This window comes from Paenibacillus mesotrionivorans, from assembly GCF_046098205.1.
Classification (GTDB): domain Bacteria; phylum Bacillota; class Bacilli; order Paenibacillales; family NBRC-103111; genus Paenibacillus_AR; species Paenibacillus_AR mesotrionivorans.
Genome location: NZ_JBJURJ010000019.1, coordinates 26,090 through 49,001 on the forward strand (window position 1 = coordinate 26,090; position 22,912 = coordinate 49,001).

Genomic DNA, 22,912 nt, shown 5'->3' on the forward strand with positions numbered 1-22,912 from the left:
CATATACAATGTGTCCCAACAGCCTCTTTGGCCAGGTTTATGCTCGGTTTTTCATACACAATGGGTCCCAATTGGTGCTTTGACACGATTTATACTCGGTTTTTCATACATAAGGTGACGGCCCGCCTCTTCCTGACATTTCTATAACAAGTAACTTACATAATATTCCATTTTGTCAAAACTCCATTTGGCTGGAGTACCGGCACTGCCCCCCACCCCCAGCATTACTCCCCACCTCCCCAACGCCCACCTCGTCCTCCTTCACCCGCCCCGACCTGCCTCTCCCTCCACCAACCGCCTCTGAACAAAGAAGCGCAGCCCACTGGAGCCACGCTTCATCATGTCTTGTTGTCGTATGGCGGTGGCAGGGCTTGGAATCAGCCATTGGAACCGCCGGTCAGCCCTTGATGCCCGATGACGCGATGCCCTGTACGAAATACTTTTGGAGAGTCAGGAATACAATCAGCACGGGAATGATGGAAATAACGCTGGCCGCCATAATAAGGCCATATTCCGCAGAGTATTGGGAGATGAACATCCGCAGACCGATCTGGATGGTTTTCAGTTCGGTTTTGGTCAGGTAAATCATCGGCCCCAGGAAGTCGTTCCAGGTGGACACAAAGGTGAAGATCAAGAGCGTGGACAAAGCCGGCTTGGACAAGGGAAGCATGATTCTTGCCCAGATGCCGTATTCGCTTAGGCCGTCGATCCGCGCCGCCTCGCACAGCTCATCGGGAATCCCCTGATAGAACTGCCGCATCAGGAACACTCCGAAGGCGGAGAAGGCCTGCAGCAGGATGATGGCCAGGTGGGTATTATTCAGACCCATCGAACGCATCAGGATAAACTGCGGCACCATATATGCCTGCCAAGGAATCGCAATGGTGGCGATGTAACCCAGGAACAGCGCATTGCGGCCCTTGAATCTCAGCTTGGAGAATGCATAAGCGGCGAAGCTGGAGGTAAACAGCTGCAACACCGTCACGATAATCGATAATTTGGCTGTGTTATAAATAAACTTGCCCAATGGAATCCGCGTCCAGATGTCCGCATAGTTCTGCCACCGCGGCGCCTCGGGAATCCACTGCATGGGAAAGGTGAACACGTCCTTGTTCAGCTTCAATGAGGATGACAGCATCCAAATGTAGGGCACCAGCATAAACAGCACCGTTATGATCAGCATTGCATACACACTAGTCATTAGTACGAATTTGAGTCCCTTGCTACGTCCTGCCATGGCTTATTCCCCCTTCTTTATGCGGTTGCCTGACTGCCGGTTATCACCCATACTTCTTTTCCCCGCGGAATTGAAGGATGGTGATACCCAGGACAAGCAGGAACAGCACGATGCTGATGGCGCTGGCATAGCCGTAGTCGAGTGACCGGAATGCCGTGTTGTAAATCTGGTACACCAATACCCGCGTGGAGTCGTTCAATTGATTGTCCGCTCCCGCAAACAGGTTGATGAAGATATCATAAACCTTGAAGGAATTGATGATCAGAATCATCAGCACAAAAAAGGTGGTAGGCGCAATCTGGGGAATCGTAACATTGCGGAACCGTTGCCAGGCATTGGCCCCGTCCAATTGGGCTGCTTCATGGAGCTCGGGATTAACCCCCTGCAGACCGGCCAGATAGATCACCATATAATAACCCATATTTTTCCACACTGTAAAAAGAACCACCGTCACCATCGCCCAGTTTTTGTCCGCCGCCCAACGGGGCAGCTGCTCCAGGGGAATGCCGGTAATGGCATGCAGCAGATTGTTAACCGGCCCCAGGGTCGGGCTGAAGATGAAGTTCCATACGGCTGCTACGGCGACCAAGGACGCCACATACGGGAAGAAAAACACGGTGCGCATAAAATTCCGCCCAAAAATCTTCTGGTTCAGCAATATGGCCAGAGCCAAGGCGCAAACCATCGTGAGGGGTACCACACCGACAGTATAAAGGATGGTATTCCACAAGGCTTTATGGAACACAGTATCCTCGAACAGACGGACGAAATTATCCGCCCCGATAAACGCCATGGGATTGGATCCGTCCCATTCCACAAAGGCCAGCACCAGCGCAAAGGCCATGGGAACTAGGGTAAATATGGCAAACCCGATAAAGTTGGGAGCAATGAAGCTGTACGCCACCAGATGCTCTCTGACACTTTTGGACATCCTCCGTTTGGGAGGCTTCCCCGTTCCAAGGACGGTTTCATTCTGCATGATATCTCCTCCAGTCCTTCCGTCTTCTCCGGCAGCCTTCCGCAAGGAGGCAGGCGCCAGGCCCACCCCCTTTTACAGAAGACGCTTTATGTCTGTTGCTTTTTTAAGAGCGTTACTTTTTCAGAACAGCCTGCACTCTTGTTTTCATATCCGCCAAACCTTTATCGATGGTCACATTCTTGGTCATGATATTGTCATGCACCTCGTTTAACACCACTTCAATTTCAGCACTCTTTTCGTGAAGCGGCATTTCCAGGTAGGTCTTCACCGTAGACAGCGCTTGTTTGCTGTTTTCATCGGTGGGGAAACCCTTCATGGAAGCAATGGAATTCACCACTTGACTGTCCTTGATAGCAGGAATGGTACCGGTGGCGGCGATAACGGCTGCGCCTTCCTTGCCGGTGACGAACTTCATGAATTCCAGAGCGGCATCCTTCTTCGCCGACTTCTTGTTCACTGCCAAGGAGGTGATGGTGCCCAGGGTAGTTCCTGCGGCTACGCCGTCCGGGTGCGGGTACTTCACGATACCCCAGTTCTTGGCCTTGGACTCACCGCTTTGCACCTTGGCGATTTGGGTGGCGATAAACCAGCTGCCCATGTTCATCATAGCGACGTTATTGTTGTAGAAGACGCCGGAATAGTGGGTGCTGGAGGTTTTCAGAGTGGCATAATCCATGACGATGCCGTCGGTTTGCTCCTTCAGGATCCGCTCATAGGTGGGCTTCAGGAAGTCGTATTCCCCGCCGACAATGGTATTCTTGCCGTCGAGAATGCCGAACAGCTGAACTGCGCTGCGCCAGGTGTGATAGTGGCCGCCGTAAACCTTGGCCGAACCGGAGCCGGAGGTCAGCTTGCGGGCCAACGCATCATATTGGTCCAGGGTCATATCATTGGTGGGATATGCCACACCTGCTTTGTCGAACAAATCCTTATTGTAATACACCACCCAGAAGTCACTGCGGAAAGGAAGCGCATACACTTCATTGTTAACTTGAATTTGTTCTACGGTGCCACCGTAATCCCCCGTATTAATGGAGGCCTTGGAGATGTAATTCTTCAGGGGCTCCAGATGGTTCTGCTTCACAAGGTTAGCGTAGCCGGGAATATCCTTGATGGTCAGAATGTCCAGATCCGCGCCGCCGGACAATTGGGTGCTGAGCATGGTCATGTAGTCGGTGGAGCCCAGATCCACATATTCGATGGTTACATTGGGATGGGATTTTTTGTAGGCCTCAATCAAAGGCTTGTAGTAGGCGGTTGCTTCCCAGTCCCACAGAGCCCACTTCAATTTCACCGGTTCATTGCTGGGCGCTGCGGAAGCGCTTGCAGAAGCAGCCGGTTGAGACGGTGCGGTGCTTGCCGAGCTGTTATTGTCGCTATTTCCGCCGCAGCCTGCCAGCAGTCCGGCGCTTAAAGCACCCACAAGGGTAATATTGAAAACGTTCTTCATTTTCATGCCGATTCCCCCTCATTTTATCCTTGATTATGGATTCGTCTGTCCGAATCTGATTCTGATTATATCGGATGCCCCCCAAAATGCATATGTACATTCAAATTGAGAACATGCATTTTTTATCCCGCCTCTTCTGCCGCTGCTCAAAAAGCTGTACTTTTCCAAGAAAAACATGCACTATTTTATGCTTTTGGCCAAAAGGGGCTGTGGAGTAAACGCTGTTTTAGGACGGCTTCCCATTTATCTCCATGGGTAGGCCTGCGGAAGCCCGTGTGGCTTCCGCCCTCTTTCAAGCTAACGGACGCCAGCGCCTTTATTATGTTGATTTTGACTCTTTTGAAAATCTAACGGCGACCAGGGCCGCTATTGGAGCCATTTTCCCGGTTTTGGGCTGAAATGAAGCCCAATAACGGCCTGTGCTTCCGTTAAAAATTCCAAAGGAGGTATTTCACCAAAATAACGGCGCTCACCGCCGTTAGAGCCAACCCCAAGCCAAAAACCCCGCGTCCCTCCGCATACAACGGCTGAACACGGGGAAAAAAGATTCGAAAACACGCAGCTAACGGAGTTGCCATACAAGCGGGCGGACTGTCCAACAGGTCGTAAAGACCCTCCCGAAACAGATGTAACTTCCAAGCCAACAACCACTACACCGGTTGTCCCCTGCTCTTCGGAGTGGTCAACCACCAGACAAGTGCCGCGCCCAGCGACAACAGGGAGGCCATCACAAACAGGCCTGTTTCATGGCCCCCGTCCAGCATCCAACCCCCCAGGGAGTTCCCGAGAATACCGGGGATGGTGAACAAGAACAGCATCAGCAGGGTTTGCCCGGAAGCCCGCAGGGCGGAAGGCACCAGCTCCTTCATATAATGCATGGCGGCGATAAACAGCAAACCATTGGTCAGCCCGTGCAGCAGCTGGATACCCACCATCCAGCCCGGATGGTCACTTGCCAGCGGCAGCGCCCACCGGACGCAGTAGAATACGACAGCTGCTGTCATCAGGAAACGGCTGCCGCGTTTCACGATCCACCGCTGCGCCGAGGCGAATACGGGCACCTCGCTCAAGCAGGCCAAGGCCCAGCCCACCCCGATCAGAACGGATGATGCCCCACGGCCCTCCAGGATAATACCGTAGAAGGAATCCACCGACCGGGCTGGCACTCCTGCCAGCAGCAGAAACAGGGCAAACACCCAGACCCGCTTATCCTTCAGCACCTGGAGCAGCTCATTGCCGTAGCCGCGTTTTTTGTTGAAGGCCGCATTTGCCACGGGGCGGATCCATACCAATGCAGCAGCAGCCAAAACGATGAATGCGGCGAAGAAGCTGAACAGCACCGCTTCCCCGGCACCTACCGCAAACAGGCCGAAGCAGATGGACATCGCCGCAAAACCCAGGGACCCCCATAAGCGGAAGGAGCCATAGTTATCTCCCTTTTGCTCACAATAACTAAAGTTCCAGGCATCCATCATCGGGATGATGGGACAGGAAAACAGAGTGTACATCAAATAACAGGCCAGAAGCAGCATTTTGTCCTCTGTTCCGAGCAGCAGTCCCATAGCCAGCAGCAAGCCGCACATGGCCGATAGCAGCAGCAGCTTGGTTTTTCCCGACCGGTCTGCGGCCATACCCCATAAAGGCTGCATCACCAGCGTCACCAGAGGCGCGGTGCTGAGGAAGCCGCCGATCTCCAGCGGCGACAAACCCTTGCTCTTCAGGAGCAAGGGCATAAAAACCACAGTAATGGCTGTTGTGCCGTAATACAGGAAGAAAAAGGCGATAAAGCTGACCCGGTCGCGGTTGAACTGATTCCTTACGCTCATGCCAGAATGGAGTCGATGGCCGCCAGCTCTTCCTCAGAGAACTCCAGCCCGCTTACAGCCTCTACCGCATCCTCGATGTGACTGATTTTACTGGCTCCGATTAAGGCCGAGGTGACTCTGCCTCTCCGCAGCACCCAGGCCAATGCCATCTGGGCCAGCTTTTGCCCGCGCGCGTTCGCCAGATCGGTCAGCCTCCGCACCTTCTCCAGACGCTCCTCACTAATATCCTGCGGCTTCAGGAACGGGCTGGGCCCGGCGGCGCGGGAATCCGCCGCAATCCCGTTCAGATAACGGTCGCTTAGGATACCATGCTGAAGCGGGGCAAACACGATGGAGCCGATGCCTTCTTCCTCCAGTACATCCAGTAACCCCGCTTCAATGGTCCGGTTCAGCATGGAATAGGAGGGCTGATGAATCAGGCAGGGAGTCCCCAATGCTTTCAGAATCCGGGAAGCCTGCCGGGTTTCCTCCGGTTTGTAGTTGGACAGGCCCACATACAGTGCCTTGCCTTGCCGGACAATCCCGTCCAGAGCCGACATGGTCTCTTCAAGCGGCGTATTGGGATCAGGACGGTGATGGTAAAATATATCCACATAATCCAGATTCATCCGTCTGAGGCTTTGATCGATGCTGGCCGTGAGGCTTTTTTTGGAGCCCCATTCCCCATACGGTCCGGGCCACATATAGTACCCGGCCTTGGTGGAAATCAGCAGCTCATCACGGTACGGAGCAAGATCGGATTGCAGCAGCCTGCCGAACATCTCCTCTGCCGAACCTGCCGGAGGCCCGTAGTTGTTGGCCAGATCAAAATGGGTAATGCCCGAATCAAAGGCCGTGCGGATCAGCTCCCGCCCCTTTTCATAGGAATCGATTCCGCCGAAATTATGCCACAGGCCCAGGGAAATCAGCGGCAGCTTCAAGCCGCTTTTGCCGCTCCACCGATATAGCATATTGTCATACCGTTTGTCGTCCGCTTTGTACATGTGTAGGTTAACCTCCTTTGAGATTAACCTTATTGTACTCAATGCGGGCAGGCCTGCCCATGACAGCATGGAAGGTGTTTATGGAATAATGTCACTTTTGCGCTGCCGGGTTAAGAGCCTCCAGCAGCATCGCCGAATAATCAGCCTTTACAGAGTCGGCATCCTGGCTGCTGAGTGAACCGGTGGCCGCAAGCAGATTGACTTCCTTATTGGTTTGCTTCATCAACCCCTTGAACAAGGTGGCCGCATCCGTTTGTGCTGCTGCCGCCAGACTCCGCCCTTGGGCCAAACCCTCCAGGATTTGTGCAGCTGGAACGCCTGTAACAACGGCAGCATCATTCACAATCCGGTCCGTACGTTCCTGCAGGTAGGCATCGGTGTCCACTTCCCCGGCATATCCCGCCTGATCCACTACAGCCAACAGCTCCGCATATGCCGCTTCCTTGGTGGAGGCCGCCGCCTCCTGCTTCAGCCAACCGTTATTCACCGCCTGATCGATGTAAGCAGCCACGGAGCTGTACAAGGTTGACGCAAGCTCATCCACGCTTACATCCGCTGCAGCTGCAAGCGTCGTGCCGCCATCCAGCTGGCTCCTCAATGCTGCCGCTTCCACTCCCATATTGCTGGCCGCTTGGCCGACGACAGAACGCAGACTTTCCTTCACAATATCCGGAGCCGCTTCCGCTGCTGTTGCATAACTATTGGCGGTTACAGCCGCAAGAAGCTGCTTTTGGGCCTCCGCCTTCCACTCCTGAAGCTTGGGCGAGCTCAGTGCGCCTGACATCCATGCTGCATCTAGCGCTTTGTCCACATCCGCTTGGAGATAACCGACCAATACACCGGCATCCATTCCCGTCGCTGCCTGCAGGCTTTGCCCTGCTGCGAGAGCACCCGTCACATCGGCGTAGTCCGCATCGGCATATATCACTGCCAATCGCACAATGCTGTTCAGCCTGGTTTGAATGATCGATTGGGCATACGTGTCCATCCATTTATTTTCCGCTGCATCGTAGCCCTTGGTGTTCACCAATTTGGCCACATCCAAGGCCGCTTCGCTTGCCAACCCGCTAGCCTCCGCCTGCGTCAGGCGGTTAGCATTCACTAACCGGTCCAGCTCCTGGTTGAGCCCCGAGAGCAAATAAGCAGTTAAGTCCGCTTCCTCCAAACCGGAGGCATCCAACAAGGATTGGCCCGATTGCAGTGCAGCACGCAGATCGGCTGTGGAGACCCCGGATATCCCAGAGGTCAGCTGGACCAATTGGCTTAAGCGGTTATTCAGTGCTTCCCGGCCCGGATTCAAAGCAGCTGCCGCCGCATCATAACCTGTCCAGGCTTGGTCTATCAGCTTGGGGAGTAAGCTGTCTAATTGTTTGGCAGCATCGGCGGCCTCCTGTTCGGTAAGATAGCCGTAAGCCACTTCATTCTGGGCGTCCTTCGTGAAAATAGCCGTCAGATCCGAAATAATCGTGGAAGAGGCTACACCAGCTGCAGCCGCAATGGAAGCCCCCCCTGCCAAAAGACCTTCGTACACATCCTGCTCCGGACTATACAACCCCGATACCCGGTCCGGCAGGCTGGCCAGCCAGTTGGATACGAACACATCAGCATACGTAACACTTTGCTGGGAGGCTTCTTCTCCATGAACCGGAACTGTCACTGCGTATGTATTGGCCGCCGCATGAGCCGAAGAGCCTGCCCATCCCCATCCTCCCGCTGCCAGAACTGCTGCACTCATCACTACCGCCAATTGCTTCTTCATCATTCATCGCTTCCCTTCAAGGTTTAGTGGATTGCTTATTGCTGATGAATAGAGCATATCCCCCGAACCTTAAACAGTGATGAATTGAAACTGAGCGCTAACTGAGAGTTTCCTGAAAGCTATCGGCTCCTTATTCCTTAATCGTAATACACCCGGAACAGCAAATCCTGATCGTAGTTCCCGAAGCCCCGGCCGAAAAGAGTCAACCCCCCGCCATGTCTTCCTCCGTCCTTCGCTTCCATCCGGAAAATCCAGGCTTCACCCTTCCACCCGATATCCTGAATCCGCACGTCGGAAATCCGCTTGCCATCCATAAACGTGCCATGTCCGTTGATCCGCAGCCTCTTCAATAAGCCATATTGGTTCACATTGGAGGGCCACCAGTCCGGCGTCAGCTTGCCTCTTCTGTCCCCGTAATCCCCCGGGCTTGTCCACTGGCCGATCCAGGTTCCATTCAGGTAAAATCCGATATCCGACGGCCATTGATCCCGGGTATGGGGCGCCTCCGAGCTGATTTCCATGGAAATCTCCACCTCGTTCATCACCTGATGGGCGAACAAATAATTCGGCGCCTTATATTCCACAAAACCTTTGGCAAACCATAATATCCCGGCATTCATCCGTTCAGGGTCCAGAAAATAACGGGGATTGTCATATTCCCCGATCAGCCTCTCCGAGGTGGCCAAACCACAGGTGGGATGAGCTTCCACATCGGTATACTGGCCTACCGGAACTGCGATTTCCACCAGCTTCCGCGCCTCCGCAGAGGCAGACGCGAGATGAATCTGCAGGTGGTGTGTGGTCAGGGAGCAAAATTTATAGGTGGCGCCTTGAATCCGCTTGCTCCTGCAGCTGATCAGTCCTGCCCGCTCCAGCTTGCCTGCATGCACACTGGCCATGGGATTGCTGATATGAAGCGCCTCAGCCAGCTCCTTAATGCTCCGCTCCCCCTCCTGCAGCAGCCGGATCATCCCCAGGCGGACCTCGCTGGCCAACGCCTCATATACCGTCAATGATTCACTGTCCGTAGTCAGCAGCATTGTTACCCACACCCCTATTCTCTGTAAACTGTATGCCTTAAACTTAGATATTGATTATTTCAAAAAGGTATGATAAATCTATGTTGCCAATAATGCCATTTTAAATTAATGTTTTCATTAATTCAAGAGAGGGGATTTCCCATGAAGCTGCAGGCAAGCATGACAGTGGATAAGGATTTTGTCATTTCGGAGGTGGATAAGCGGATTTTCGGCTCCTTTATTGAGCATCTGGGCCGTGCTGTCTATGGGGGAATTTATGAGCCGGGACATCCCACGGCGGATGTCAACGGCTTCCGCGGCGATGCGCTGGAGGCTATCCGCAGGCTGCAGGTGCCGATTATCCGATACCCCGGCGGGAACTTTGTCTCCGGCTACAACTGGGAGGATGGTGTGGGTCCCAAGGCGGAGCGCAAGCAAAAGCTGGAGCTGGCCTGGTGGACCACGGAAACCAACCAGATGGGCACCAATGAATTCGCCGACTGGGCCAAGCTGGCCGGATCCGAGGTAATGATGGCGGTGAATCTGGGCACCCGCGGGCCGGATGAAGCCCGGAATCTGGTGGAATACTGCAATCACCCCTCAGGCTCCTATTACAGCGACCTGCGGATTGCCCATGGCTACAAGGAGCCCCACCGGTTCAAAACCTGGTGCCTCGGCAATGAAATGGATGGCCCTTGGCAGATCGGCGCCAAAACCGCCGTGGAATACGGGCGGATCGCCAACGAAACCGCCAAGGTCATGAAATGGGTGGACCCGTCCATTGAGCTGGTCGCCTGCGGAAGCTCCAACAGAGGCATGACCACCTTTGCGGACTGGGAGGCCACCGTGTTGGACCTTACCTACGACCAGGTGGACTATCTTTCGCTGCACACCTACTATAATAACAACAAGGACGAAACAGATAATTTCCTGGCCAAATCCCTGGATATGGACCAATTTATCGACAGCGTGGCCTCCATCTGCGACTATGTCCAGGCGAAGAAACGCTCCAAGAAGAAAATCTATCTCTCCATGGATGAGTGGAATGTCTGGAAGACCATCGGAACCAGCCGGGCCTCGGAGCGCTGGCAGGTGGCGCCGCCGGAATTCGAGGATATGTATAATATGGAGGATGCCCTGATGGTGGGCTGTCTACTGATCTCCCTTCTGAAGCATGCGGACCGGGTGAAGGTGGGCTGTTTGGCCCAGCTCATCAACACCATTGCCCCGATTACCACGGTAACCGGGGGCGGGCTTTGGCTGCAAACCACCTATTATCCTTACCTGCATGCCTCCCTGTACGGCAGAGGGACCGTACTTCATCCCATTATCCGTTCGCCCAAATACGATTCCAAGGACTTTACCGATGTGCCGTACCTGGAGGCTATTGCCGTTTATAATGAGGAGTTGTCGCAGGTAACGGTCTTTGCGGTTAACCGCCATCTGACGGAGGAGCTGGACCTGCAGGTTGACCTGCGCAGCTTCGGCGGAGTGAAGGTGCTGGAGCATCTGGTGCTGGAGCATGAGGATTTGAAGGCAGTGAATACGCTGGAGCAGCCGCAGCAGGTGCAGCCTCATAACCAAGGGAATGCCCGGACAGACGGCAGCCGGGTGGAAGCCCGCCTCAGCAAGGCCTCGTGGAACGTGATCCGGTTAGAGGTTAAACAATAAGAGTGTAAATTCAGCTGTATCCATTTATCTTCCTCTTACCCATCTTTGACCATGTCCCAATGATGGATATAGCTGCCATGCTTATAGGTCAGTCTGTAATGCCCACAGGTTCTCATCCAGGCATCCACACGTTTCTCAAACAACTCCCCCCCATAGGCGGGATAACGTTCGGATGCCGGATGGGTTTCCCCATAAATGCGCTTTTTGAAATCCGCTGCCCGAATCAGATAACACTGATCGGAGAATCCGTATCCCCAATAAAAGTCCCTGCTTTCCGCAAAAGCTACCTCTTCTGCTTCAACAACATTCCCGTTCCAAACCGGATTGAACACCTTGACGTTGGGGTGCTGCCGGAAGATCTCCAATGATGGTTCAATCCAATCCAGAGGTGCAGCCAACATACAATCCCCTGCGTAATGCAGCAAATATTCTGTTTTGCAGTTATGAATGGCTACAAGCTCGGCAATGGAGTAGTAATACCCCCCCTTAAAGTCCTCTTCACGGAGACCAAAAAAATCCAGCACCTGCTTCTCATAGTCAGCCACTATGGAATAGGAAGTCAGGATCCCTTTGGCCACCAGCCGTTCCGCATGCTGTGCCACCAGTTTTGAATCCGACACGTTATTAATATGAAGAATCCGTTCCTTAAAATCATACAGGTTTTGTCCAATCATTCGTTCCAGCCAATCCGTGGTCAGAATGATGCGCCAATCCTTTTCGTAGCATTTGGTTTCGAAGGTTATGTCCACAGAAGACAACAAGTTCACACCCTTTCTGTTCTGTCAAACCCGGGGAAACCAGCTTTCCCATGCGTTCTGGTAAGCAGGCCAGAGTTGAGTAGCTTCGGGTTCAAAACCGCGGTAATGCCGGATGTATCCGGCCAGATAAGAAAAAGAGGTTACATGCGGTCCGAGAAAATAGGGAGCCCCCACGCATACCAGCCAATCTACCAAGGCCTGCTCCTCGAGAGACAGGTCTTCAAACTCCTGCCACAATTCAGGTGACAAGCGGAGCATGGCGGCTTTATTTTTCACTTCTAATTGAGGGAAGTGTTTGGTCAATTCATTGGAAACGGTTTTGAATTTATCTCCCTGCGCCCCTGTCGCTACATAAACCGCCTTTAAGCCGGGAATCCGGGCCATACATTCAGAGGCCAGATCTACCTGTTGGATGGCATACGCATCCAGTCCGATACTACTCACTTCAGGAAAATGCAGCATATCACCCTCGATCCGCAGTTGAAGTGCAGACCACGCAGGATAAAAGGACATTTTGTCGATAATCCATTGAGCCAGCTTCAGCGGCTTTGCGGCAAAAGGGAATGACGTTGCAATCCATACCCCTGTATCACGGGACTCCTCCTGCGTCATGGAACGGATGGCAAAGCGTGAGCATAAAACAGGCTGCACCTGTTCTGCTTGCAAATCCTGCACACGCCGGAGGGAAACATGCTTAGTGGCAAGTACCTTTTCCAATTGGGGTACATCTATAAATGCATCAATAGGCAAGGGCAAAAAATAAGGCTCCTGCTCCGAATCCACGCTCCTGCGGGTTTGTCCGTCGGCAAGCAAAATGCACGATGGTTCATTCCGGCCACCGGAGTGAAATGCTTCTGTCAGTGTGCGGAAAACAGCCATTAACTGATTGCAAAGCCCCTCCTTTCCCTCCACCCTGTTTTGAAAATAATTCATTGGCTCCACCTCTCCTTGTCACTCACAGTAAAAGATTATTCTCCACCCCGGTAATCCATTCGCACAAATGTGGACTTTGTGGACTTCCAAAAGTCATATCGGGAATCGGGCGGTTCATACACTAGAATTAGGAAAGCAACCGGCCGGGAGGGACAACGATCCATGGAGAATGAATCCAGGCTTCACCCCAATGACTCCATAAACAATGCATTATTGGCATTCCCAAAAGGAATACCGACTTCAGACCAGTGTTACCAGTTGGGGGAACATTTCGTAAAAACACAAGAATGGGCGTCCGCAATCTTTTGGTTTCAATTGGCCGCTTCCATGCCGGAGCAAGCTGGTACAGATCAGGCAAGCCGGACATGGCTGCCGCATTTGAAGCTTTGCTTCTGTTACCATCAGACAGGGGACACGGTTAAGGCACATTATCATAATGAAATGGCCGCGCGTTATTATCCGGACCATCCCAGCATCGTTTACAATCAGCAATATTACCGCCAATTGTATACCCAGCAAACTCCAGGGGCGGAACGAAAAAAAGACATCGCCTTATCGGTATTGATTCCCTCCTTACCCGAACGTGCAGAAGCATTGAACCGGGTCATGCACGAGTTGCAGCAGCAGATTGGCGATAAGCCGGTAGAGCTGCTTGTTGCCACAGAAAACCGGAAAAGAACAATTGGCGCAAAGCGAAACCTGCTTATTGAACAGGCTCAGGGAAGGTTTATTACGTTCGTTGACGACGATGACCAGCTTAAACCCCATTACGTGGATACCTTGCTCCGTTATATTGAAGAAAACCCTGCAGCAGACTGCTTCGTTTTTGATGTTGCCGTTTTCCTGGAAGGTGTTTATGCCAAGCTTTGCAAATACGGGATAGAATACAATTATGGCTCTGACGGAGAGTATTACTACCGTAAGCCGAACCATCTTATGTGCCATGCCAGACGTTTGGCGGCCCGCCACCGGTTTGCGGACAGCAGCTATGGGGAAGATGATGAATGGGCGTATCGCATCGCAATGGATATCCGGCAGCAAGTCCGTATTCCCGAAACATTATATGAATACGTGTGGGTGAACAAACCTGCGGATTGGTATGTCAAACATAACCAATAACGACGAAGCCAGGATTCCTTAACAGGCGCCTGGCTTCGTTTTTTAACACAATAGGTCAGTTTTTCGCCGGATATTCTATTGCTCCGTGTGGGACAGGCCCCTATACTTTTCAGTAACACAACCGATGTATGGAGGGAACATGGAATTGACACAGCCAAAGAACAACTATTCCGGCTATTTAATGGCCCATTTTATCGGAGAGCAGCCTGACGGAGAACAGGTCTATTTTGCTTATAGCGAGGACGGGCTGCATTGGAAGGACTTAAACGAGGGTTTACCGGTGCTCCGTTCTGAATTAGGCGAAAAAGGAGCCCGCGACCCGTTTCTGGTACGGGACCCGCAAGCGGACAAGTTCTACCTGATTGCCACCGATCTCCGCGTAGCCAACGGCAAAGGCTGGGCCACCGCCGTCCATGCCGGAAGCCGGGACATGATTATCTGGGAATCCGCCGACCTGGTGAACTGGTCCTCTCCTTGGGCGGTTACTCTGGCCATACCCGGAGCAGGCTGCCTGTGGGCGCCTGAAGCCATCTATGAGGAAGCGTCAGGAGAATTCCTGGTTTTCTGGGCCTCTTCCACCAAGGAACAGCAGGAATCCGAGCCGAAGCATAAAATTTACAGCTCCCGCACCAAGGACTTCCGCAGCTTTACCCCTACGGAAAAGTACATTGAACGGGATAACCATATTATTGATACCACCATCCTGCTCCATAACGGCGTCTACTACCGGTATTCCAAGGATGAAACCACCAAGAATATCCGGGTAGAGCAGGGCTCTACCTTGGACAAGGATGCCTTTGTTCCTATCTCCGCTCCTGTGCTGGAGGAGCTCCTGGGTGTGGAAGGACCGGAAATCTTCAAGTTTAATGACCGCGAGGAATGGTGCCTTATTGTGGACCGTTTTGCCGCCGGCAAGGGGTATTTGCCTCTGGTTACGTCCGATCTGGCCAGCGGGGAATTCCGGATACTTGACGACAGTGAATTTGATATGGGTACCACCAAAAAGCGCCACGGCGGCGTTTTGCCCATTACCCGCGACGAATGCAGCAGGCTGTTAGCCGCATACGGAGACGGACACCAGGTGCTGCCCGGCCAGTTCGCCGATCCCGATTTGGCCAAATTCGACGGTCGCTATTACCTGTACCCCACCACCGACGGCTTCGATAAGTGGTCCGGTACCCAATTTCATGTATTCTCCTCCGACGATCTGAAGCTGTGGAAGGACGAAGGTGTCATTCTGGATCTGGCTACCGAGGATGTTCCTTGGGCGTTAGGCAGCGCGTGGGCACCTTGTATCGCCTCCCGCAACGGCAAATACTACTATTACTTCTGCGGCAAAGGAACAGACGGTAAAAGCGCCATCGGTGTTGCCGTCGCCGACGCTCCCGCCGGCCCGTTCCGGGCGGAGCCTCTTCCCCTGATCACTATGGAGCTGTTGGGCCGACTGGGCATCTCCATGGCCCAAGCCATCGATCCATCCATCTATGTGGAGGATAACGGGGAGGTGTATCTGCTCTTCGGCAACAGCCATGCGGCTATCGTCAAGCTGAATGAGGATATGGTGAGCGTCGTGGAGGAGACCATGCGCAATCTGGAGGGGCTGTACGACTTCCGCGAAGCGGTAACGGTGCTCAAGCGTGACGGGCTGTATCACTTCACCTGGTCCTGCGACGATACGGGCAGCGAGGATTACCACATTAATTACGGCACCGCAGAAGATCTCTACGGCCCTGTCACCTACCGCTATCCCGTCCTGGTCAAAAACAAGGCGAAGGATATGCTGGGCACCGGACATCACTCCATCCTCCATGAGCCGGATACGGATAAGTATTGGATCGCCTATCACCGGTTTGTTACCCCCCTCGCCCGTTTCACGGAGGGCAAGGGCTTCCACCGCGAGGTGTGCATTGATCCGCTGGGTTTTGGCCCCGATGGACTCATGGTGCCGGTGAAATTGTAGGATTTAATGATCCGTTAACAAAATTTTTACCGCAAGCACATTTCCTTCCTGTATGATGAGACTGACGGGTGGACTGTTCTCATCCTACTTGAGGGGGAGCGTAGCACATGAAGATCGGGCTTTTTACGGAAACCTATTATCCGCAAATTAACGGTGTAGCCACATCCGTGCTGATGCATAAAAGACTGCTGGAGAAGCTGGGGCATCAGGTATATGTGTTCACAACTACCGATCCGGGCGCTGACGAGCATGAGCCCGGCGTCTTCCGTGTCACCAGCCTTCCGTTTGCCAGCTCCAGACGCATCGGCATCTTCATCCAGCCGCGAACCATCCAATTTATCCGCAGGCTGGGTCTGGATGTGATTCACACCCACACCGAATTTTCCTTAGGATTGCTGGGCAGAACGCTGGCGAAGCTCCTGCATATTCCTTTTGTGCACACCTACCATACCATCTACGAAAACTATACCCATTATATTATCAAGCTCGGGGTGCTGGAGCCCGCGGCCAAAAAACTGGCCCGGTCCATCAGCACCCGTTTTTGCAATTCCGCCGATCAGGTGATTGTCCCCACAGAAAAGGTAAAGAGCTTATTGCTGACCTACGGCGTCCGTCCGGATATCGCTATAGCGCCTACTCCCATCGATGTCAGCCGTTTCGGTAGCAGCGCTGTCGCCTCAGACGGACAACTGGATGAACTGCGGACATCCCTGGGGATTGCGGTCGGTGACCGGGTCCTGCTCTATATCGGGAGATTAGCCAAAGAAAAGAATGTGGAGGCTCTGCTGGGTTACCTGCAGGATTATCTGCCGGGCAAGGAGCGGGTGAAGCTGCTCCTGGTGGGAGACGGCCCCGAGCGGAAGCGGCTTGAGGAGGCTGCCGCGGAATACGGCATCAGCGGGCAAACCATTTTTGCTGGGGAAGTGCTGTGGGACCGGGTCCCTCTGTATTACAGGCTGGGTGATGTGTTTATTAACGCCTCCCAGAGCGAAACCCAAGGTATGACCTACACGGAGGCGCTGGCCTCCGGATTGCCTGTAATAGCAATGGCGGATCCATGTCTGGATGGGGTTCTCCGACATGGGGGCAATGGCTTCATGTTCCGGGAGCAGGCCGACTTCCTCCGGTATACGGATGCGGTTCTCACGGACCGTTATCTGCAGGAGCGGCTGGCGGCGGAAGCCCGCCACTCCGTGTCCGAGCTGACCGGGCTCCGTTTTGCCAAAACGGTAGAGGGGTTGTATGAGAGAACCATTACCCGGGTCACCGGGCTGGCGGAGATAGAATCGGAGAAGCTGAGTTAACATCGCCCCAAACCTGTTTTTTAGCGGGAAACACAGCCTGCTCCATACAACCGCCGCTTCGCTTTTCCCTTGGGTAAACGGGAGTGCAGACTGGTGCTGATGCTGTGCTGCTGTTCCTAACGGCGGTGAGAGCCGCTATTTGCCCCAAAACGGGGGACTGCAAAATCTAACGGAAGCAGAAGCCGTTATTGGGCTAAAAAAGGGCTCGCAGCAGGGCAATTGGTCTAAATAGCGGCTGTGACCGCCGTTACAATTTGGAAAGTGGTGTTTTAGCGTAAATAAGGTCTTTGGCCGCCGTTAGAATCTCTCACGTAACATGGTCCGTAAAAGCTTCTCCCTCGCAACGAAGCTGGGGCTTTTGTGTTTGCTCAAAAGAGTGTGCCGGTTCTACGATCCGGTACTCTCTTTTTTATTTCTGTATTCGCTCCAGAAAAAGAAAATCGTTAAATTTTGAAATAAATTATATATATTTACATATTAGTAGCCATTATGGTATCTTTTAATCAAGCGCAACCTCCTAATTTTTAACAGAAGCCCACGCGTGATCACCATTCTGATTTATGAAAGGAGCAAACAGGGAGAAACAACCGGAAACAGCGCATTATATTCCAACCATTCTAGAAGGAGATGATTTAATGTTTGTGTCGCGTCTGAAAAAGTCCTTTTCCGCCCTGTTGGCGGGAGCGACGGCCTTATCCCTGTTATTGTCGGTTCCGATTGCCAGCGAGGTTTCGGCAGCCAGCGACGCGGTGGTGAATTTGTCGGCGGAGAAGCAAGTGATCCGCGGCTTCGGCGGCATCAACCATCCCGCCTGGATCGGCGACTTGACCGCTGCCCAGCGGGAAACCGCCTTTGGCAACGGAGCCAATCAGCTGGGTTTTTCCGTGCTGCGAATTTATGTGGACGAGAACAAGAACAACTGGTCCAGGGAGCTGGATACAGCCAAAGCAGCCATCGCCCGCGGAGCCATTGTGTTCGCTTCCCCCTGGAATCCGCCCAGCGACATGACGGAAACCTTCAACCACAATGGCGACACTGCCGCCAAACGCCTCCGTTACGACAAATACGCCGCTTATGCCCAGCATCTCAACGATTTTGTCACGTATATGAAGAATAACGGAGTGGATCTCTATGCTATTTCCGTCCAGAACGAACCCGACTATGCCCATACGTGGACCTGGTGGACACCGGAGGAAATGCTCCGTTTTATGAAGGAAAACGCAGGATCCATCAACTGCCGCGTCATCGCCCCGGAATCCTTTTCCTATCTCAAGAACATGTCCGATCCGATTCTGAACGATCCCCAGGCGCTGGCTAATATGGACATTCTGGGAGCCCATCTGTACGGCACACAATTCAGCAATTTCCCTTATCCCCTGTTTAAGCAAAAGGGAACCGGCAAGGACCTGTGGATGACGGAGGTCTATTATCCTAACAGCGACAACAACTCCGCCGACCGGTGGCCGGAAGCGCTGGATGTGTCCTACCACATTAACAACGCTATGGTGGACGGTGAGTTCCAAGCCTATGTCTGGTGGTATATCCGCCGCCAGTACGGCCCTATGAAAGAGGATGGAACCATCAGCAAACGCGGCTACAATATGGCCCACTTCTCCAAGTTTGTCCGTCCAGGCTATGTGCGTGTGGATGCCACCAAAAATCCCAACACCAATATTTATGTTTCGGCTTACAAAGGCGGCAACAAGGCTGTGATCGTGGCTATTAACCGCGGCAACTCGGCAGCCAGCCAAAGCTTCACCATTCAGAACGGCACCGCCTCCACCGTCTCCTCCTGGTTGACGGATGCCACCCGGAATCTGGCGGCAGGTTCGCCCATCAGCGTGTCCAATGGCTCCTTCACCGCCCAGCTCCCGGCCCAAAGCGTCACCACCTTCGTTGCCGACTATACGGCAGGCGGCAGCTCAAGCGGCACCACCTATGAGGCGGAAACGGGGACTACCCTGACCAGTGCCGCTGCGGAAACCGTCAATGCCGGCTATAACGGCTCAGGTTATGTGAACTTCAACGCCTCCACCGGCGCAGCTATCCAATGGAACAGCCTCTACTGCGCCACGGCCGGCACCAAAAATGTAAAGATCCGGTACGCGTTGGACACCGGCACCCGCAATCTGGATGTGTTGGTGAACGGCACCAAGGTGATTGCAAACCAAGCCTTCGCTGCTACAGGCAGCTGGTCCGCCTGGGGCGAGCTCACGATCCAGGTGCCGATGAATACCGAAACCAATACGCTGAAGCTGGTCACCACCGGCACCGAAGGGCCCAATGTGGACAGCATTACCGTAACCGCGCAATAATCTCCCCGACACTTGGCAAAATCCCCCGACGTTGGCCTTCTCGCCAACAGCGGGGGATGATTATCCGCCGAAGCGGGTGTCTAGTCCGCGGCCAAAGCCCATTCCAGCGCTTCCGCAATATACGTATTCCAAAAATCCCACGTATGGGCGCCGGGACTTTCCTTGTAGGTATGAGCGACCCCTTCCCCGGTTAGGAAAACGTGGAACAACCGGTTTTGCTCCAGCAAAAAATCCTCGGTGCCGCATGCCATATAGATCTGCGGCAGCTCTGCCCCGGCCGCCTTCAGCGCCTGGACCAGTGCCTCGGGATCCTTATCGCTTCCCAATACGGCGTTCAAATCGCCGAATACCCTGCGGTAATAACCATATCCCGCTATCCCATTATGAAAGTCCGGACCGATCCCCGCTATCCCGTGGAGAATCAAGGCCGAGGATAAGGCGATAATCCGGCCGAAGCTGCCGTTGTACTTTAGCCCGTTGCGGATCGCTCCGAAGCCGCCCATGGACAGGCCTCCGATGAAGGTATCCCCCCGCTCCCGGCTTAAAGGGAACAGGCTGCGGGTCAGCTCCACCAGCTCGCTGCCGATGAACTCGCCGTGCCGCTCCCCCTTATCCTCATCATCCAGGTAGAAGTGGTTTTCCCCGGATGGCATAAAAACCGCAATGTGATGCTTCTCCGCCAGCTCCCGAATCCGGGTAAAATAGAGCCAGTCGGTATGGCTGCCGGCATAACCGTGGAGCAGGTAGAGGGACCTCAGCCCCTTGCGCTCCGGTGAAGGCGGCTCCAGCCGTTCTGCCGGAATCACAGCGGAAAAGGAAACCTGTCGTTTTAAGCTTTTTGAATAATATTCCATCTGCAGGTTGGCCACAATCGGACACTCCTTTTATAGGCGGGATACGTTACTGAACAACCCCAAAGCCCAGGATGGTAAACTGCTTATCCTCATCACCGGAGGCCATGGTGATCTCGATCAGGTGCTCGCGGGTCTCCGCTTCATTCAATAGAATCACGGCATTGCAGTGGGTCCAGTTATTCACATGCGGATCGGCGGTAAGGACTGCTTGGCCATCCACCCGCACAAGGGCTTTGCCGAATTGGCAACTGCCCGAATCCTTAAATACCAGAATCAGCCGTTTGCAGCCGAGCTCCATCCGGAAGCTCTCATCACCGGAAGCGTCAGTATGCATCCAATTATACGGGAACTGGGGTGTTGCAAACGTCTCTCCATCCAACGGAGCCAGCTGCAGATCGCTGTCGGATTCCCCGAAGCCTCCGGCGGAGATTCGAGCAGGCTCCTCTCCATTCCGGCGGTCCAGCAATCGGATATCCCTGTACTCGTCCCCGAGAAGTGGCGGCTGGTCCAGACAGATGTCCTCCGGGGAGAGCACAGCTTGGTCCGCCTTCTCAAACAGCAGCCCCAGACAATCGGCCATCACCTGATGTCCGGCATTGGCGGGATGATAGATGTCGTAGAAGAACTGCTTTTTCGAGATGACATTGCCCTGCTGCTTGGACAGCCGGAACTGCTCCACCACCGCTTCCTTCACGCTGACCATAGGCAGATCGTAATGCCAGCCAATCGGCGCCAGCCGCTCCTGGAGATTCCAATCGTTCACGAATACGCTGAACAGCAGGATCACGGCAGGCTGCTTGGCCCCGTCCAATGCCTTCAACACCAGACTTTCGTAGCAGACTCCCTGTGTTTCGTCCCCGGCGTCATTCACCGCAAATTCAATAACCACCACATCCGGCTCAACGTCTCCCTCCCGGAGCACATCCCGCTCATAGCGGACAAGGCCCAGCTCCGAGGGTGTCCCGCCCAACCCCGCCTTGATCAAGCGGACCCGGGCACCATCTGCGGCGCCGAACCTTTGTTTGAACTGCTCATAGGACTTATAGACATAGCTTTGGTTATGAACCGGAACGGCACCCGCTCCTTGGGTAATGGAGCCGCCGATGTAGGCCAGAGTAACCTCTTCCCCACTCTTCGCCTTCTCAATGGCCGCCTTCAATCTCCTGGTATTGCCCAGATTCAGGAAGGACTTGGCGATCACCTCGTTATAAGCGGCGGAGCCGTAAGCAACAGGAGGCTCAACCTCCACCTCTGGGACCTCATAGCCGTCATTCAGGTAAAACACCACACTGGCGGAGGCCGTTTCCCCCGGTTCCTCAAACTCGAACACTAGCTTGCCTGGAACATCGTCATCCGCGGACCAGGTGAAGTCCTCCAGGAGGAGCAGGGTTTCGGACCCGTCTCCCGGGCAGGAGGCCGTTAAGCAGGTGCCTGCCTGAAACCGGTCCGTTTTGGCATAATGCTGCATGGTGAAGGCTATACTTGGAGTCCCCGCCTTGTCCGGACGGACCGACACACCAATGCTGTGCACCAGCCGCCGGAACCCTTCCGTGGATTTCAGCAGCTCCAGCACCGATTCATCCGTTACACCGCCGGTGTAACGGGCCTGGTCCACCAGCCGTCCCTCCAAATAGATTTCCTGGGAGTGGACGCCCCACGGCCTGGTGACACCTTCAATCTTCGCTTCATACATGATGTAGAAGCCGCTCCGTTTGGCTATAGGGTCCTTGGGGGCTGCCGGCCCCTCCCGGGAAGCACCGGCAGCCATTGTTTGATCGTTCACGTGATCAATCCTCTCTTTTGGCATGGGAATCTCATCCCGGCCATCAGCCCTTCACGCCGCCAACCGTCATGCCCTGCACAAAATACTTTTGTACGAAGGGATATACCATCAGGATGGGCACACTGGCTACAATCGTCATGGTGGCCCGGATGGACGTAGGGGTAACGGTATGGGTGGAGGAGCTTTGGGCGTAAATATCCGCAGCACTCTGGGTAGTTGCCGTATTGGAGGTCTGCAGAATCTTCATCAGCTCGTATTGCAGTGTGCTAAGCTGCTGGTTGGAGGAGTTATACAGAAACACATCGAACCAGGAGTTCCATTGGCCTACGGCCACAAAGAGGGAAACTGTAGCCAAGGACGGCACCGTCAGGGGCAGCACCACACGCAGGAAGGTGGTGAATTCCCCCGCTCCGTCGATCCGCGCCGATTCCAGAATGCCCTCCGGCAGCCCTTCAATGAAGGATCGGATGACGATCATATTGAATACGCCGATGATGCCGGGAATGATGTACACCCAGAAGCTGTCGGTCAAGCCCAGATTCTTGATGAGCAGATAACCCGGGATAAGCCCCCCGCTAAAATACATGGTGAATACGAAAAACATGGTGACAAACTTGCGCAGCACATAATCCTGACGGCTCAGCGTATACGCCAGCATAGCCGTGCAGAATACGGAGATGACCGTCCCCAGCACTGTGCGGATAACCGAAATAAAGGTAGAATGGTAAATCGCCGATTCATTAAAAATGTACTGGTAATTGCTCCACGTCCACATCCGCGGCCACAAATAAATGCCGCCTTTAATGGCATCATTGGCATCATTGAAGGAAATGGCAAACATGTTTATAAATGGATATAACGTTACAGTTACCAGACAAAGCATAAAGATGATGTTGCAGGTATCGAATATCTTGTCGCCTAAGCTGTTGTAGCGCAGGCGGGATGATTTAGTTTTCGACATG

The 22,912-nt window shown here is 53.7% G+C and carries 17 protein-coding genes; 5 read left to right on the forward strand and 12 right to left on the reverse strand.

Going from position 1 to position 22,912, the window contains the following annotated elements; genetic code table 11:
• Positions 1 to 397: 397 nt before the first annotated feature.
• The 7 genes from ACI1P1_RS24690 to ACI1P1_RS24720 form a co-directional block, all read right to left on the reverse strand.
• Complete coding sequence (locus ACI1P1_RS24690; RefSeq protein WP_416219134.1) at positions 398 to 1,237, reverse strand: carbohydrate ABC transporter permease; 840 nt, start codon at positions 1,235 to 1,237, stop codon at positions 398 to 400.
• A 43-nt stretch (positions 1,238 to 1,280) separates the two neighbouring features.
• Complete coding sequence (locus tag ACI1P1_RS24695) at positions 1,281 to 2,216, reverse strand: carbohydrate ABC transporter permease (RefSeq protein WP_416219135.1); 936 nt, start codon at positions 2,214 to 2,216, stop codon at positions 1,281 to 1,283.
• A 112-nt stretch (positions 2,217 to 2,328) separates the two neighbouring features.
• Positions 2,329 to 3,672: an ABC transporter substrate-binding protein gene (locus ACI1P1_RS24700; protein WP_416219136.1), complete on the reverse strand. Its 1,344-nt coding sequence runs from the start codon at positions 3,670 to 3,672 to the stop codon at positions 2,329 to 2,331.
• 644 nt (positions 3,673 to 4,316) lie between these two features.
• Positions 4,317 to 5,492, reverse strand: a complete 1,176-nt coding sequence (locus tag ACI1P1_RS24705; RefSeq protein WP_416219137.1) for an MFS transporter — start codon at positions 5,490 to 5,492, stop codon at positions 4,317 to 4,319.
• Positions 5,489 to 6,475, reverse strand: coding sequence for an aldo/keto reductase (locus ACI1P1_RS24710; RefSeq protein ID WP_416219138.1), 987 nt, complete (start codon positions 6,473 to 6,475; stop codon positions 5,489 to 5,491). The genes ACI1P1_RS24705 and ACI1P1_RS24710 overlap by 4 nt, the downstream gene beginning before the upstream one ends.
• 91 nt (positions 6,476 to 6,566) lie before the next feature.
• The gene (locus ACI1P1_RS24715; RefSeq protein WP_416219139.1) at positions 6,567 to 8,237 is read right to left on the reverse strand and encodes a hypothetical protein; all 1,671 of its coding nucleotides are present in this window, start codon (positions 8,235 to 8,237) and stop codon (positions 6,567 to 6,569) included.
• A 134-nt stretch (positions 8,238 to 8,371) separates the two neighbouring features.
• Complete coding sequence (locus ACI1P1_RS24720) at positions 8,372 to 9,274, reverse strand: ArsR/SmtB family transcription factor (RefSeq protein WP_416219141.1); 903 nt, start codon at positions 9,272 to 9,274, stop codon at positions 8,372 to 8,374.
• A 141-nt stretch (positions 9,275 to 9,415) separates the two neighbouring features.
• Between ACI1P1_RS24720 and arfA the strand changes: the two genes are divergently transcribed.
• The gene (arfA, locus tag ACI1P1_RS24725; RefSeq protein ID WP_416219142.1) at positions 9,416 to 10,924 is read left to right on the forward strand and encodes an arabinosylfuranosidase ArfA; all 1,509 of its coding nucleotides are present in this window, start codon (positions 9,416 to 9,418) and stop codon (positions 10,922 to 10,924) included.
• A gap of 35 nt (positions 10,925 to 10,959) precedes the next feature.
• Here arfA and ACI1P1_RS24730 read toward each other — a convergent pair whose 3' ends face one another.
• Positions 10,960 to 11,682 (reverse strand): hypothetical protein, encoded by a 723-nt coding sequence (locus tag ACI1P1_RS24730; protein WP_416219144.1) that lies wholly within the window; start codon positions 11,680 to 11,682, stop codon positions 10,960 to 10,962.
• 24 nt (positions 11,683 to 11,706) lie between these two features.
• A complete protein-coding gene (locus tag ACI1P1_RS24735) occupies positions 11,707 to 12,615 on the reverse strand; it encodes a hypothetical protein (RefSeq protein WP_416219146.1) in 909 nt (302 codons plus the stop codon).
• 162 nt (positions 12,616 to 12,777) lie between these two features.
• Between ACI1P1_RS24735 and ACI1P1_RS24740 the strand changes: the two genes are divergently transcribed.
• The 4 genes from ACI1P1_RS24740 to xynC all read left to right on the forward strand — a co-directional run bounded on the left by ACI1P1_RS24740 (position 12,778) and on the right by xynC (position 19,313).
• Positions 12,778 to 13,734, forward strand: a complete 957-nt coding sequence (locus tag ACI1P1_RS24740) for a glycosyltransferase family 2 protein (protein ID WP_416219148.1) — start codon at positions 12,778 to 12,780, stop codon at positions 13,732 to 13,734.
• A 145-nt stretch (positions 13,735 to 13,879) separates the two neighbouring features.
• Positions 13,880 to 15,694, forward strand: coding sequence for a glycoside hydrolase family 43 protein (locus ACI1P1_RS24745; protein WP_416219150.1), 1,815 nt, complete (start codon positions 13,880 to 13,882; stop codon positions 15,692 to 15,694).
• A 107-nt stretch (positions 15,695 to 15,801) separates the two neighbouring features.
• The gene (locus tag ACI1P1_RS24750) at positions 15,802 to 16,998 is read left to right on the forward strand and encodes a glycosyltransferase family 4 protein (RefSeq protein WP_416219151.1); all 1,197 of its coding nucleotides are present in this window, start codon (positions 15,802 to 15,804) and stop codon (positions 16,996 to 16,998) included.
• A gap of 635 nt (positions 16,999 to 17,633) precedes the next feature.
• Positions 17,634 to 19,313, forward strand: coding sequence for a glucuronoarabinoxylan endo-1,4-beta-xylanase XynC (gene xynC, locus ACI1P1_RS24755; RefSeq protein ID WP_416219152.1), 1,680 nt, complete (start codon positions 17,634 to 17,636; stop codon positions 19,311 to 19,313).
• An 80-nt stretch (positions 19,314 to 19,393) separates the two neighbouring features.
• Here xynC and ACI1P1_RS24760 read toward each other — a convergent pair whose 3' ends face one another.
• The 3 genes from ACI1P1_RS24760 to ACI1P1_RS24770 are packed head-to-tail and all read right to left on the reverse strand — an operon-like array spanning position 19,394 to position 22,911.
• On the reverse strand, positions 19,394 to 20,182 hold the full coding sequence (locus ACI1P1_RS24760) for an alpha/beta hydrolase (RefSeq protein ID WP_416219154.1): 789 nt from the start codon (positions 20,180 to 20,182) through the stop codon (positions 19,394 to 19,396).
• A 31-nt stretch (positions 20,183 to 20,213) separates the two neighbouring features.
• Complete coding sequence (locus tag ACI1P1_RS24765; RefSeq protein WP_416219155.1) at positions 20,214 to 21,950, reverse strand: SGNH/GDSL hydrolase family protein; 1,737 nt, start codon at positions 21,948 to 21,950, stop codon at positions 20,214 to 20,216.
• 43 nt (positions 21,951 to 21,993) lie between these two features.
• The gene (locus ACI1P1_RS24770) at positions 21,994 to 22,911 is read right to left on the reverse strand and encodes a carbohydrate ABC transporter permease (protein ID WP_416219156.1); all 918 of its coding nucleotides are present in this window, start codon (positions 22,909 to 22,911) and stop codon (positions 21,994 to 21,996) included.
• Position 22,912 lies beyond the last annotated feature (1 nt).